The 15,403-nt window shown below is 43.4% G+C and carries 11 protein-coding genes; 6 read left to right on the forward strand and 5 right to left on the reverse strand.

What is annotated here, in order from left to right; translation table 11 throughout:
• The first annotated feature begins 101 nt into the window (after window positions 1-101).
• Window positions 102-2,501: a phenylalanine--tRNA ligase subunit beta gene (gene pheT, locus QL898_RS10555; protein ID WP_290176759.1), complete on the forward strand. Its 2,400-nt coding sequence runs from the start codon at window positions 102-104 to the stop codon at window positions 2,499-2,501.
• A 215-nt stretch (window positions 2,502-2,716) separates the two neighbouring features.
• Window positions 2,717-3,016 (forward strand): integration host factor subunit alpha, encoded by a 300-nt coding sequence (locus QL898_RS10560; protein ID WP_057761935.1) that lies wholly within the window; start codon window positions 2,717-2,719, stop codon window positions 3,014-3,016.
• A 246-nt stretch (window positions 3,017-3,262) separates the two neighbouring features.
• Here QL898_RS10560 and QL898_RS10565 read toward each other — a convergent pair whose 3' ends face one another.
• Window positions 3,263-3,619: a hypothetical protein gene (locus QL898_RS10565; RefSeq protein ID WP_201549039.1), complete on the reverse strand. Its 357-nt coding sequence runs from the start codon at window positions 3,617-3,619 to the stop codon at window positions 3,263-3,265.
• Between the two features lie 528 nt (window positions 3,620-4,147).
• Between QL898_RS10565 and QL898_RS10570 the strand changes: the two genes are divergently transcribed.
• Window positions 4,148-5,035, forward strand: coding sequence for a neutral zinc metallopeptidase (locus QL898_RS10570; protein WP_290176760.1), 888 nt, complete (start codon window positions 4,148-4,150; stop codon window positions 5,033-5,035).
• A 196-nt stretch (window positions 5,036-5,231) separates the two neighbouring features.
• Here the strand turns inward: QL898_RS10570 and QL898_RS10575 are convergent, their stop codons facing one another.
• From QL898_RS10575 to trxA, 3 genes are all read right to left on the reverse strand, one after another.
• Window positions 5,232-5,459 carry a hypothetical protein gene (locus QL898_RS10575; RefSeq protein WP_101204904.1) on the reverse strand — a complete coding sequence of 76 codons (228 nt, stop codon included), beginning with the start codon at window positions 5,457-5,459 and terminating at the stop codon, window positions 5,232-5,234.
• Window positions 5,460-5,778: 319 nt separating this feature from the next.
• On the reverse strand, window positions 5,779-7,047 hold the full coding sequence (rho, locus tag QL898_RS10580; RefSeq protein ID WP_055125334.1) for a transcription termination factor Rho: 1,269 nt from the start codon (window positions 7,045-7,047) through the stop codon (window positions 5,779-5,781).
• Window positions 7,048-7,572: 525 nt separating this feature from the next.
• Entirely contained in the window at window positions 7,573-7,899 is a 327-nt protein-coding gene (gene trxA, locus QL898_RS10585) for a thioredoxin (protein ID WP_057761928.1), read from the reverse strand.
• 480 nt (window positions 7,900-8,379) lie between these two features.
• Between trxA and QL898_RS10590 the strand changes: the two genes are divergently transcribed.
• Together QL898_RS10590 and QL898_RS10595 are read left to right on the forward strand one after the other, a co-directional pair.
• Entirely contained in the window at window positions 8,380-9,093 is a 714-nt protein-coding gene (locus QL898_RS10590; RefSeq protein ID WP_290176761.1) for an RluA family pseudouridine synthase, read from the forward strand.
• Window positions 9,094-9,190: 97 nt separating this feature from the next.
• Window positions 9,191-10,816: an NAD(P)/FAD-dependent oxidoreductase gene (locus QL898_RS10595; protein ID WP_290176762.1), complete on the forward strand. Its 1,626-nt coding sequence runs from the start codon at window positions 9,191-9,193 to the stop codon at window positions 10,814-10,816.
• Window positions 10,817-10,827: 11 nt separating this feature from the next.
• Here the strand turns inward: QL898_RS10595 and QL898_RS10600 are convergent, their stop codons facing one another.
• The gene (locus QL898_RS10600) at window positions 10,828-11,775 is read right to left on the reverse strand and encodes an NAD(P)-dependent oxidoreductase (RefSeq protein WP_290176763.1); all 948 of its coding nucleotides are present in this window, start codon (window positions 11,773-11,775) and stop codon (window positions 10,828-10,830) included.
• A 435-nt stretch (window positions 11,776-12,210) separates the two neighbouring features.
• Here QL898_RS10600 and rapA point away from each other — a divergent pair, with 435 nt between their 5' ends.
• The gene (rapA, locus tag QL898_RS10605) at window positions 12,211-15,099 is read left to right on the forward strand and encodes an RNA polymerase-associated protein RapA (protein WP_290176764.1); all 2,889 of its coding nucleotides are present in this window, start codon (window positions 12,211-12,213) and stop codon (window positions 15,097-15,099) included.
• Window positions 15,100-15,403 lie beyond the last annotated feature (304 nt).

Genomic DNA, 15,403 nt, shown 5'->3' on the forward strand with positions numbered 1-15,403 from the left:
GCCTGACGCTGTATCTAATTTATATAGGATTGACTATAGCAAGCGAATTCGCCAAGCTTTACTCCAACATCTTTATTATAAAATTCTGATCCGAGATATTTATGAAAATTAGCGAACAGTGGCTACGTCAGTGGGTAAACCCTACAAATACTAGCGAACAGTTAGCCGAACAGTTGACTATGGCAGGTCTTGAGATTGATGATCGCTATGCGGTTGCCCGTGCTTTTAGCGGTGTGGTTGTCGGTGAAGTCATCAGCATTGAGCAGCATCCTGATGCAGATAAATTGCGTGTTACTCAAGTAAATATCGGTGACGCTGAGCCATTACAAATTGTCTGCGGTGCTCCTAACGTGACCGTCGGTATGAAAGCACCGGTTGCTACCGTTGGTGCAATATTACCAAGCGATGATAAAAAAGGGTTTAAAATCAAAAAGAGTAAGCTACGCGGTGTGGCCTCAAACGGTATGCTATGCGGCGCTTCTGAGATTGACTTGGTCGATGATATAGATGGTCTGCTTGAGTTACCTGAAGATGCACCAATTGGTACAGATATTCGTGAATATCTAGGTTTAGATAATCAAATATTGGATATCTCAATCACCCCAAACCGTGGTGATTGCTTTAGCGTACGTGGTATCGCTCGTGAAATATCTGTCATTAACGATTTACCTGTACAAACGCCAGAAATCTCGGCCAATACCGCTGGCACTGCCGCAACACCAGCTGTGACAGTCGATGCAAAGGAAGCGTGCCCTCGCTATCTGTTGCAGTCGATTCGCAATATTGATCGTAGCATCGATACTCCGAAATGGATGCAAGATGCGCTGGTACAATCAGGACTACGTTCACACAACTTCTTGGTCGATGTGACCAACTATGTGTTGATGGAGTTGGGTCAACCGTTACATGCGTTTGACGCAGACATGATTGAAGGTGATATCGTTGTACGTTTGGCAAAGCCTGATGAAACCATTACTTTGCTAAATGAGCAAACCGTTACCTTGACCGGTGATGAGCTTGTGATTGCTGATGATAAAGGTGCCTTGGCACTGGCTGGTATTATGGGTGGTCAGCGTAGCAGTGTCACTGATAGCACTACCAATATCGTTGTAGAAAGTGCTTTCTTTAATCAGCTAGCTATTGCTGCACGCGCACGTCGTTTTGGGCTACATACGGACGCATCACAGCGTTTTGAGCGTGGCGTCGACTTTGAATTGCCAGCATTAGCGTTGGCACGAGCTTGTGATTTAATCACCAGTATTACTAGCGGGGAAGCAGGTCAAATAGTCACGGCTGAAAACCTTGAGCATTTGCCAGCACGCGCACCGATTACATTACCAATCGCGAAAGTTCGTGATGTCATTGGGATTGATATTGAACCATCTGAGATGGTACGTATCTTGACCCAATTGGGTTTTGACGTAGAGCAGCAAAGCGATTCACTGATTTGCAAGCCGCCATCTTATCGTTTTGATATGAGTATCCGCGAGGATTTAATCGAAGAAATTGCTCGTATCTATGGCTATGACAATATTCCAAGCGTCCTGCCACATTTGCAAGTCAGTATGGATTATGATGATACTGCAGATTTGACGCATGAGATGAAGCTCGCATTGGTCGACAACGGCTATATGGAAGCGATCAGCTTTAGTTTTAGTGATGCAAAACTAGAAGCATTGCTTGACGACGAAGCGCTAGGGGAGGTATTGGCACTTGCAAACCCTATCTCTAGTGATTTGGCCGTTATGCGTCGTACCTTGCTATCGAGCCTACTGCCTTGCGTTCAATATAACTTAAATCGTCAGCAGCCACGTGTACGTTTCTTCGAGACAGGTCTTAGCTTTGTTGGACAAAGTATTAGTGACTTAGTACAAACGCCAAGTATCGCTTTAGTTGCAGTTGGTGATATATGGAGCGAGCAAGCTTATCAAAACCGTGCGTTAGATTTTTATGACCTAAAGCATGATATTGAGCAGCTATTACCAGCACAAATCGATAGCGCACGTATTCGCTACGAGCGTAGCACGCTAAGCTTCCTGCATCCAGGACAAAGCGCTGAGTTGTATATTGATGATGTATATGTTGGTTGGTTGGGTCAGTTGCACCCAAATACTGCTAAGCAATTAGATCTGCCGACTACATGGGTCGCTCAATTGTCACTGGCACCGCTATTGACGATTGCACGTGAGCAGCATGCTATCACAACACCAAGCAAGTTCCCGCAAGTACGCCGCGATATTGCTATCTTGGTAGACAGTGACATCAGTTTGCAGACGCTAGAGACAACGGTGCGAACTGCGGCAGGTGATTTGTTGACTGATCTTTGGTTATTTGATGTTTATCAAGGTGACAAAGTACCAGAAGGTCAGCGCTCACTAGCGTTTGCACTGATATGGCAAGATAGTACGCAAACGTTGTCTGACGAAGCCGTCAAGACTGCCACAGATAAAGTGGTACAAGCGCTAACTGACCAGCATTCAGTACAGCTGCGCGATAGCTAACATTTAGTAAGTATTATACCCAATGCTCTGTAGTCTTTTTACCATGAGGCTATGGAGCATTGCTATTCATAGAATAAGTTAAGTGGTTATTAATAAAGGATTTTAATGAAGACTTTGTTAAAAAATGGTCAAAAAACCTTTATAATAGCTAGCCTTAACCCTCATACCGCTAAACCATGATATTCGACATCACGACATAGCATAGGAGTCGTACTGTGAGCACCTTAACCAAATCTGACATGATTGAGCATTTAATGAGTCACCTAAACCTAACACGCCAAGAAGGTCGCTGTCTGGTGGAGAACTTTTTTGATGAGCTGTCAGAGAGTTTGATTGATGGCAAAGAGGTCAAGCTTTCAGGCTTTGGCAACTTTGAGCTTAAAGATAAAAACAGCCGTCCAGGCCGTAACCCGAAAACAGGGGAGCCTGTTGCAGTATCCGCGCGCCGTGTGGTTACTTTCAAGACAGGACAGAAATTTCGTCAGAAGGTTGACGAGCGTTTGTTTGATAGCTAATACTTAGTTTGGCACTGCGCTGAACGATAGTGTGTCTGTTTTATCGTGAGTTTATAAGAATGCTAGTGCGTATTTGCACTTAGTTATTTTTGCGTACATCTATATATTTCGATATTGCAGCATGCATCGTATATTAGGGTTATCTATAAAGTAGAGTCCTACTAAGATCATAAATCATAGACATAAAAAAAGAGAGCATAGGCTCTCTTTTTTTTACTACAGTTTATCTATTGTATGAACAATAAATTACTGAGCTTCTTCAACTACTACTTCGTCAGAAGCTTCAACAGCAGCAGTATCAGTTTCGCTAGCTACGTCCATGCTAGTGGTGTCGCCGTCTACAGGAACTTCAGCGTCCATTTCGTCAGTAGCAGTTGCAGCTTGTGCATCAGCGATGTCAGCTTCAGCGCCAGCAACAGCAGCGTCAGCATCAGCAGTCATTTCGCCTTCAGCAGCAGCTTCGTTTAGCTCTTCAGAAGCGTCTTGCACTTCTTCTTGCGCGTCAGATAAATCTTCAGCAGCATTTTCTTTGCTGCTATCACAGGCAGTAAGGCCCATAGTTGCAGTCATGATACCAGCTAGAGCAAGTAATTTAAGTTTCATATGGTTTTCTCCGGAAAAATGAAATGAGCAGTAGCAGCAACAAAGGTCGAAATCCGAGATTTCTCAGAATTCAACTAGTCTTAGTCACAGCTACTCAGCTTCCACGCATTCTATAGGTTTTCTAAGTAAATAGAAATAGCCTGTACAATTAAGTAACAATAAAATTTAAAATAATATTTTACTTTCTCTATCCGATATACTTTTTAATACATGAAGCCAAATTAATCGAAGTATAATCAATGACATCAGAAGGATTGAGCGTTTTTTTAGTTCTTATTTATTGTCCCGAATTGTCGATATTAATCTCGTTTTTATGGGTAAAAATGAAGTTAAGTAGTCCGATTATCGTCCTGTATTACATAAATCATAGTTAAGTTAGCAATTTTATAAGTTTCTACTTGCTTTTAGGATAGTAGACTAGGTCATAGCGTGGATTAACCAGCCAAATAACATATAACATAAGTAAAGATTAATAGAAGTAGTGGTTAATAGAAATAATGAATCAATCTATATTTGAGGAATAGAATTATGAAATGGCAAGGTAGACGAGGCAGCTCGAATGTGCGCTCTAGCACAGGTGGCGGTAAGATGATCGGCGGTGGTATTGGCGGTATTATCATCGCAGGTATTTTATGGTTGGTATTTGGGGTAAACCCAATGACCGCATTACAGACAGGTCAAACGGTTACAGGTGGTGGCAGTGAGTCATCTACCGAGCTGGCAACCAGCACAGACCGAGACACGCAGTTTGTGAAAGTTGTACTAGCAGATACAGAAGAAGTCTGGCATCAAATCTTTAACGAAGCTGGTAGCACTTATCAAGAACCGTCATTGATTTTGTTTAATGGTCAGGTTAGCTCGGCATGTGGTAGTGCTAGCTCTGCAACAGGTCCATTTTATTGTCCAGGGGATCAGACTGTTTATTTGGATACGTCATTCTTCGTAGAGATGCGTCAGAATCTTGGTATTTCAGGCGATCAGCAAGGCTCTGGTGGTGAAGAGAACCAAGGTAAGGCTGGCGATTTCGCACAGGCCTACGTGATAGCACATGAGGTAGGTCATCATGTACAGACACTACTGGGCATTAGCCAACAGGTCAATGAAGCTCGTCAGCAAGTGACCCAAGCACAGTCCAATAAGCTATCAGTATTGCAAGAGTTGCAAGCGGATTGTTTTGCTGGTGTATGGGCCCAGCGCAATCAAGAACGTGTACAGTTTTTAGAGGCTGGTGATCTTGATGAAGCGGTGAATGCAGCTAGTCAAATCGGTGATGATCGTCTAGCAAAAGCGAGTGGTGGTGCAGTAGTGCCTGACAACTTTACTCATGGTACCAGTCAACAACGTGTCGAATGGTTCACCCGTGGTCTAGAAAGCGGTAATGTACAATCTTGCGATACGTTCAGCGGTGCACTTTAATGGCCATATGTATTAATAACTGTGTATTTGACTAATGATGTATTTCTAATACTAATGTTTTTGATTATAAGTCTAGCGCATGGACTTATAATCAAAATTAAGACATAAAAAAGTCTGCAACGAATTGCAGGCTTTTTTATCATCTTTTATCTGATATTACTCAATCAATTGTCAAATAATATCAGCGTAGAAAGATTTAGTTGTTATCAAGAACATAACCACCAGCACCGCCAATCGCTGCACCAGCCAATGCGCCACGAGCGATATCTTTGCTGTCGCCTTTGCTTCTAATAAGAGCACCAGCGGCTGCGCCAGCGGTAGCACCTTTAGCTGTATTGCTCATACCGCTATAAGAGTTACAACCAGTCATGATTAGGGCTGAGCTAGTAATTGCAGTCATTGCGATCGTTTTAGCAAATTTCATATTATCACCTATTAAGTCATCAAGTTTAAAATACAATACCTTCAAAATACTGTGTCCATGATATTTTCAAGTATATTCCTACTGTCTGTCATAATAGTCGGTTACTAATAATATAGTCGTAGTAAAAGCGCTAAACTTTGCAAACGAGATGTAAGCGATGTTGCCGTACTGTATCATCAGCAACGCATGTGAGCGACAGTGCAGATTACGTCCTAATGGGTTTAACCATTAATATTTTGATGCTGTCATAAAAAAGACTACCTATAGGTAGTCTTAATATCAAATCGAAGCTGAATATGTCTAGCAAACTAACTAAGAATTAGTTTTGTGATTTACGCTTCATTTGCTCAAAGAATTCATCATTGGTTTTCGCTTCTTTTAGGCGGTCCAACAAGAACTCAGTGGCTTGTACGCCATCCATCGGTTGAAGCAGTTTGCGTAAAATCCATACTTTACGCAGCTTGTCTTCGTCCAATAGACGCTCTTCGCGGCGTGTACCAGATTTTTTGATATTAATCGCAGGGAATACACGTTTCTCAGCCAAGTCACGCTCAAGCGTGATCTCTTGGTTACCCGTTCCCTTAAACTCTTCAAAAATGACGCTATCCATCTTACTACCAGTATCAATCAATGCACTGGCAATAATAGTCAAACTACCACCTTCTTCCACGTTACGCGCAGCACCAAAGAAGCGTTTTGGACGTTCTAGAGCATTGGCATCTAGACCACCCGTCAATACTTTGCCTGATGATGGGATAACCGTGTTATAAGCACGGGCTAGACGAGTGATTGAATCAAGCAAAATAACCACGTCTTGCTTATGTTCAACCAAACGCTTGGCCTTTTCGATGACCATTTCAGCCACTTGTACGTGACGCTGTGGCGGCTCATCAAAGGTAGAAGCGACCACTTCACCGCGTACTGTACGTACCATCTCAGTGACTTCTTCTGGACGCTCATCAATCAATAGTACGATTAAATAACATTCAGGGTTATTACGAGTGATTGATTGCGCGATGGTTTGTAGCAACATCGTTTTACCCGCTTTTGGCGGTGCGACGATGATAGAACGCTGACCTTTACCAATCGGAGCGATTAGGTCGATGATACGACCAGTCAAATCTTCAGTGGTTCCGTTACCAAGCTCAAGTTTTAAATGCTCAGTTGGGAATAGGGGCGTCAGGTTCTCAAAGATAAGCTTATGACGTGAGCGATCTGGCGTATCAAAGTTGATTTCGCCAACTTTTAATAATGCAAAATAACGCTCAGAATCTTTTGGTGGACGAATCGTACCAGCGATACTGTCACCAGTTTTTAGGCTAAAGCGGCGAATTTGGCTTGGGCTGACATAAATATCATCAGGACCGGCTAAATATGAGCCTTCTGATGAGCGCAAAAATCCAAAACCATCAGGAAGAACCTCAAGTACGCCGTCACCATAGATGGCTTCACCGTTACGCGCATGGGTTTTTAGAATAGCAAAGATAATGTCCTGTTTACGGCTACGCGCCATATTATCAAGACCCATTTCTTTGGCGATAGCCAATAGCTCAGCGATTGATTTTTTCTTTAATTCAGTAAGATTCATAGATAGGTCATTAGCAATTGATCAGATGAGAGATGCCATTAGCAGCACAAGTCACGACAGTGATTAAAACAACGGTAATATGATGATATGGGTGTGTGCACAGCGCTGTAGTTTATGTAGTTCTGGTTTTATATGTCTGCTTATGTACGCACTGCCATCATTGGATGCAAGGTAATAAGAAATAGGGATAATAAAGGCTACATAAGAGTCTGCGTCAAAAACTCAATATCAGTAATTGCGTTTAGTCATTTTGTTCAGCAATGGTGTTTATAATGACGATTGTGTTTTTGTTGATAAACACGAGGAGAATAGCGACAAGATACTTAGGAAAACAGTTGGTTTTCTCTTGTCAGCAGACTATACGGTCTTCACAATAGCGTTGTCAATAAATTTTGCCAAAAAAGTCACATTATCGAGTTTTTTGCACAAAAAACAAGCAAAAAAGCCACTATCTTAGTCAGATAATGGCTTTCTCGGTTATTCTATTTTACCCGCTCAAGGTAACCTAGAGCGAGCAAATTTAACTTATAAATGCTTGTCTAGTACTTTAGCCAATTCAGCTTTTGGTTGTAGGCCCATTACTGAATCAACTTTTTCGCCATCTTTGAATACAAATAGTGTTGGGATGTTACGAATGCCGAAACGGCTAGCCGCTTGTGGGTTGTTGTCTACGTCTACTTTCACGATTTTAACTTTACCTTGGTACTCAGTCGCTAGATCTTCTAAAATAGGAGCGATGGCTTTACAAGGACCACACCATGGCGCCCAGAAGTCTACTAATACAGGTACGTCTGATTGTAGTACGTCTTGATCAAAGTCTGTGTCGGTAGTATGTACAATAAGGTCTGACATAATTTTATCTCTCTTGTTTTATTACTTCTATCACCACTCATCAACCTATATATTGGTTTAATAATAAATCAGTTGGTGGTCAAAGAATTGTTTAGAAGGGGTGAAAATGTGCCATTATATTAACATGTTTGCCCTAATTTGACAGATACAGGCTGGTTAAATTGTTTAACAACTAGTATTAGCACAATAAATCGAAACGGTGCAGCACAAGAGTGTCTAATCTGTTATTTAATACGATTATCCTTATCAAAGTATATATCCCAGCAAGGTAGAAGTCTTATGTTTACCTCGTTTACATAGTAGCTAGTGATTAGTAGCTAGCGATATTAATAACGTTAAAAATCAGTCAAAGTTTTGCCCTTTTGTCCATATAACCGTTGCTCATAAAGTGGCTATCGTGCCAAATATAGCTATCATGTCCAAAAGATTAACCACCAAAAATCCTTATCTTAAAACCAATTTACATAAGTAGTTAAATTTATGCCTTTTACCGATGAAGAAGTTAATGCCCTCAATGCCCAAGAAGGCGCTTATCCGCTTGAGTTTTTCAAAAAATTTGCGCAAGAAATTACGGTTTACGAAGACGATGACATTTGGGTGGTTGATAAACCTGCAGGCCTATTAAGCGTCGATGGTAAAACACTCAAAGTCAGTCTGCTTGCTCGTCTTGAGCGTGCCAATCCAGCTGTCAAACTGATTCATCGTTTAGATATGGACACGTCGGGACTGCTTATTTTTGCAAAAAATGCAGCAGCGCAAACCAATATCAGTAAGCAATTCATCGAGCGTTTACCACAAAAGAAGTACCAAGCGCGTGTCTTTGGTGAGTGGGAGCAAGTCGGCGCAACTGGTGAGATATCGGTGCCAGTGCGCTATGAGCCAAGTACCAAACCGCGTCATATCGTCGATCACGACTGGTCAAAGCATGCACTGACGTTGTATGAAGTTGTGGCTCATGAAACCTGTAATGGCGAGGCAGTCACTCGGGTCATGCTAAAGCCAGTCACGGGTCGTAGCCATCAGCTACGCGTACATATGGTGCATGTCGATCATGTGATGATTGGCGATCCGATTTATGCTGAAGGTGCGGCATTAGAGATAGCCCCAAGGCTCAACTTACATGCACAGCAATTGCGTTTAAAGCATCCGGTAATAGGTGCTTGGATGGACTGGGAGAGTCCCTGCCCATTTTAAATCGTTAAATTTTGCCACTTGCTGTTAATAGATGCGATAAACAACTGCTCTAAAGCCAGCTATAAAATGCCAGTCATGCAAACACAAGGATGAAAGTATGCTTGATATCACCACGACCAAACAGGCCATTAAAAACCGCCTTAAAGGTAGAAAGTTAAAGACGGATAAAGTAGCCGACTATGAAGTATTGATTATCGGTGCGGGTATCGCAGGTATTGGTATGGCTTGCCGTTTACAGCAACAGGAGCATAAAGGTCTATTCGGTCATAAAGCTTCCAAAAAGCAAAAGCAGGCAAAACTGACTAATAAGCAAAAACCTCCACAGCGCTTTGCTATCTTAGAAAAGCGTGCTGATTTGGGTGGTACATGGGATTTATTTACCTATCCGGGGATTCGCTCTGACTCTGACGCCTTGACCTTTGGCTATAATTTTAGGCCGTGGCTTGATTATAGAATGCTTGCAGCAGGCGATGATATCAAACGCTATATCGCCGATACGGCACGCGAGTTTGGGGTGACCAAACATATCCATTATCAGCATGAAGTTCAGCAGATATCATGGTCTAGTGAGGAACAACAGTGGTCAGCAACTATTAAAAACCATGCAAGCGGTGAGATTTTTGTTAAGACTGCCAAGTTTATTGTAGGTGCCACTGGTTATTATGATTATGAGCAAGGCTATCGCCCTCGTTTTGAAGGAGAAGAGAATTTCCACGGTCAAATCGTCCATCCACAGCACTGGAATAATCTAGATTATAATGATAAAAAAGTCGTCGTTATTGGTAGCGGTGCCACAGCGATGACATTGCTACCTGCGCTAGTAGACAAAGACAGTAATCAGTGTGCGCGTCATGTCACGATGCTGCAGCGTACGCCGACCTATGTGGCAAGCGTGCCGGGTGATGACCATGCTATTGACTGGTTATCAGGCAAGTTTTCACCATTATCAAAAGAGCAGGCATATACGCTACTGCGTGCGCGTAATGTGCTGAGGCAGCAAGGCCTGTACAAAGTTGCGACTCATGCACCCAAGGTGATGAAGGCAGTCTTAAGAAGTGGGGTGAAAAAAGAGTTAAAAGGTAGCGACGTCGACAGCAAGCATTTTATGCCTGACTATAATCCATGGGATCAACGAGTATGTGCGGTACCTGACGGTGATTTATTCAAAGCCCTGCAGGACAAACGCGCAACAGTAGTGACCGATCAAATCAGCCACTTTACGGCAACGGGAATTATGCTGCAATCTGGCCAGCATCTCGACGCTGATATCATCGTTACTGCGACTGGCTTAAAGCTACAGATGTTGGGTGGGGCCGCGGTATATATCGACGGTCAGGCCGTCGATATCGGCACGCGTATGACTTATAAGGCAGTCATGATAGAAGGCATACCTAATATGGCTGCACTGTTTGGCTATACCAATGCCTCGTGGACACTAAAAATCGATTTAGCTTGTCAGTATGTAGTGAGGCTGTTGGGGTATATGCATAAGAACCGCTATCAAGTCGCCATGCCACAAGCACAGACTGACGATATGACAGCCTGTGCTCAAGCAGATACCGTAATGGGTTCGCTATCGTCTGGTTATGTCAGACGCGGCAAAGACGAGCTACCTAAGCAAGGCGATCGCTATCCTTGGTTCGTGACCAACAACTATCTAAGCGATCGAATCATGCTTAAGTATCGCAAGATAAAAGACGACTGGTTACGGTTTAGTCATTAGCGTCTTGATAGTTATTGAGGATGGTTGTCGATGTAGTCAGCCACTTGCTTGCTTAACATCTGCCACAAGGTCTCTTGGGCGCTTTTGCTGCCCCATGCATTGTGCGGACTAAAGATAACACGCGGATGGTCGCTGATACTGAGCAGTGGGTCATTGTCAGCGATCGGTTCTTGTTCAAACACATCGCTAGCATAGCCGAGGATTTGCTCACTATTAATCGCATCAGTTAATGCTTGGCTATCAACGATGCCGCCACGGGCGACGTTGACGATGATCGGCTGTTTAACCATTTTCGCCAGAGTGCCTTTATTGATAAGATGCTCAGTTTGTTCATTCAATGGACAGTGCAGACTGATCACATCCGCACGTGCCAGCACTTCATCAAACGCGGTATAGTCGTCGCTGCGTGGTTCGCGTTCTTGGTGCTCTGCCCATAGTACGGTCATACCAAAGGCACGAGCGATTTCGGTTACGCGTTTGCCGATAGTGCCAATACCGATGATACCTAGTGTCTTATCTTCCAAATCTATCAGCGGAATATCCAGCAGACAAAAATTACCGTTTGCCAGCCATGTGCCATCAGTGACTTTCTGATGGTAGTGGATGCCTGCGCGCATTGCATTTAACATAAGCATAAATGTGTGTTCAGGCACGCTTTTGACTGCATAACCAGCGACATTGAACAGCGCAACACCGTGCTTATCGCAAGCCTCTTGATCGACGTTATTCATGCCAGTAGCAGTCAGCTGTATCAGCTTAAGTTTCGGTAGTTGCTCTATTACTTCTGCACCGATTTGCACTTTATTGGTGATAATAATGTCAGCATCTTTGCAACGTTCAATGATGACAGCCGTGTCTTTTGGCGTGTCGTTATAAGTGATGTAATCGCTCACACCTATTGGCGCTGGCAGGTCAATACCTTCAGAAAAAGTACCTTTATCTAAAAAAACGGCGTGCATGGCTAGTCCTTACTTATTGTTGTCTTATAGATAATCAGCGAATAAATGTCTATCGCATGAATCCTTATCGGCTTAATGTAGCACGTTGGTATTTTTAGTCAAAAACGAATCGGCCAAATATCGATTGAATAGATATAAGCTGCTGATAAAGCAGGACAATCTGTATTATTTAACAATCGCGTATTTGTTTGACATAGTAACGATTAAATAACTTATAAAATCATAGCTATCGCAAGCTGCCTCTTGAAAAGTCAACTTAACGCACTCATCTACCCGCTAACGTTATATAATGGTGTGACTGAGCTGCTGGCTCTACTAAGATTACGACATTTATTTTGCGTCTATTGACGATCTATGTTCTTTGTAATCTTACCGCTATCACAATCTACCATTGCTATCTAAATTTCATTATCTGAGTACAAAAGACATCGCCTTATGACTATCTCTATTGCTTCATTGCACAGTACTGAATTCGCCGTTGGTCAACGTTATTTATCTGATACGGAGTCTGAGCTTGGCTTAGGTGTGGTCATCGATGTTGACGACCGATGCGTGCATATTTTATTTCCGCAAAGTGAAGAGACACGCGTCTACGCCAAAAACTCTGCGCCATTATCGCGCGTGGTGTTTAAAGTAGGCGATAGCATCTACGATCAAGATGGCAAAAGCTATACGGTCAATGCTGTTGATGAAGTGATGGGTGTACTGAAATATGGCGTCGATGAGCACGAGCGCGGCATCATGGAAACCCGCCTTGCTGCCAATATTACATTGGCCAAGCCGCTTGAGCGTTTGCTTGCTGGCCGTATTGAACGTGGTGACTGGTATGAGCTGCGTCAAGATATCTTGCGCATGCAGTCAGCGCTGGCAGGTCATCCACTAAAAGGCCTAATGGGTGCACGTGTCGATATCATCGAGCATCAGCTGTATATCGCACATGAAGTCGGCAAACGTATCGCACCGCGTGTACTACTGGCTGATGAAGTTGGCCTTGGTAAAACCATCGAAGCGGGCATGATTATTCATCAGCAGTTGCTAACGGGCAAAGCTGAGCGTGTATTGATTTTAGTGCCAGATAGTTTGCAGTACCAATGGATGATTGAGCTGCGTCGTCGCTTTAACCTAAACTTTGCCTTGTTTGATCTAGTGCGTACTGCAGCTATTAAAGAACACGATCCTGAACAAAACGTCTTTGCCACTGAGCAATGTATCATTGGTGGTATGGATCTGTTACTCGATCACCCAGACTTATACGATCAAGCGATGGATGCAGGGTTTGATTTATTGGTCGTTGATGAGGCACATCATCTGCATTGGGATGAAGCACAGGGCGGCAATGATAAGTATGACCTGATTGCAGATTTCGCCGAAGAAACGCCAGGCGTGATGCTATTGACGGCAACGCCAGAGCAGCTTGGTGCGCAAAGCCACTTTGCCCGTCTGCGTTTGCTGGATCCAGATCGCTTTGATGATTTGGATGAATTTATCGATGGGCAAGAAGCTTTTGCAGAGACAGCAGCAGTTGCTGGCGTCTTGATAGAAGAAAAGCCACTGAATGAAGGTCAAATCGCTGCTTTAAGTAGCTTATTAGATATTAGTATTGAAGAGTTATCTTCAATCAATGAAGATGAAAAACTGCGTACACATGCATTGAATGAGCTATTAGATCGTCATGGTACAGGTCGTATTTTGTTCCGTAATACTCGTGAGAGTGTCAAAGGGTTCTATGGCCGTAGTAGCCAACCATATCCATTGCCACTTCCTGAGGCATGGAAAGACAGCTATCAAACCAATGGTAAGTTGCGTGAGCAGCTATGGGGCGAAGAAAACCAACCAGACGGTGGCTGGCTAGAAGATGATCCACGTGTTTCTTGGTTGATTGATATTTTGCGCGGTGAGCTTAAGCATCAAAAAGTCCTATTAATCGCTCGTAGTGGTGCGACGGTAGAGAGTTTAGAGGCGGTATTGCGTCTGCATGCAGGCATTAAGACAGCTATCTTTACTGAGCAGATGACTTTGCTTGAGCGTGACCAAGCAGCTGCATTCTTTGCAGATAGTGAAGGCGCACAGATACTACTGTGTTCGGAGATTGGTTCAGAAGGTCGTAACTTCCAGTTTGCAAGCCAATTAATACTATGGGATCTACCTGCTAACCCAGATACGTTAGAGCAGCGTATCGGCCGTCTAGATCGTATCGGTCAGACGCAGCAAATCATGCTACATGTGCCTTATGTGCAAGGTACAGCGCAAGAGCGTCTGTATCAGTGGTATAACGATGCGCTGAACATGTTCAATCAGATATCGCCAACCGCACAAAGCGTACAAGAGCAATATATCCAAGAGCTTAAGCCAATGCTTGAGGGTGCTGATACCGCTGAAAATAATGTCATCTTGCAAGACATCATTGACGAGGCGCTACAGACACGTTTGGGACTAGAAGCACAGCTACAAGCTGGTCGTGACCGTCTGCTAGAGTATAACTCATGCCGTCCGCGTGTCGCTGGTCGTATCGCCGATGCTATGCGTGACTTTGATGGTAATAATTTGCTGCCGCACTTTATTGAGCGTTTCTTTGCGTCTGCTAATATCGATCATAACATTCAACGTGATGGCTCGTGGGTTATCGCGCCTATCGATAGCACCGAGATCAGTGACTATATTGATGGTTTGCCACTTGGTGATGAAGACGGTATGACCCTGACCTTTGAGCGTGAGCAAGCGCTTCAGCGTGAAGATATCGAATTCATCACTCACGAGCATCCATTGATGCGGGCAATTTATGAGCTAGCGAGTACCAGCACTTTTGGTAATACGACAGTTGCTATGCTAAAAAGTGCCGCGGTTCCGCAAGGTATGGTACTGCTAGAGGTAAACTTCCGTGTTGAAGCAATCGCGCCAAAAGTGCTTAATCTGCCAGCGACTTTGTCCACGCAAAATATCCGTGTCTTTATCAGTGAGCAGGGCAGCGACTTATCGGCTCGTATCAGTGCTGAGATGATTATGCCGCACGTTGAGCGATTGGATAAAAACCGTGCTCGCCAAGTCATTAAAGTACGCGGCGATGTGATTGAGCAGCGTTATTACGAAGCTGAAGACATCGCTCGTCAGCAGATCGCTGAAATTGGTGAGCAAGCAAGTACACGCTTTAGCCAGCAGTGGTCACGCGAAATCAAGCGTCTAAAACATCTACAGACGATCAATCCAAACGTACGTCCTGAAGAGATTGAGCGTCTAGAGCAGCTTAAAGCTCAAGGTGAGCAAGCGCTTGGTAACTTGTCATTAGTACCGGACTCTATTCGCGTACTCGTAGCAGTTAAGCCATAAACATCGGCGTATTTGTCAAAAACGAGGTGTTATTATACATCTCGTTTTTTTATGGTTGAGATTACTTGTTTTGATCTTTAGTTGTGATTTGTCTGGCAAAAACAGACAAGCAATACTTATGAGTAAGCCGACAGCAACTAGTCAAAGCCACCAATATTGGGTAAGATGTTTACCTTTTCTATAGAAAATAAATATTCGGTGATAACATCGCTAACGATGTCTGTATGTTTATTTTAAGGTCTCCTTCGACAGATCTTAACAAGTGATCTCGCATTATTTTACATTCAAATATGATGGCTATATG

The organism is Psychrobacter sp. APC 3279 (assembly GCF_030407795.1).
Classification (GTDB): domain Bacteria; phylum Pseudomonadota; class Gammaproteobacteria; order Pseudomonadales; family Moraxellaceae; genus Psychrobacter.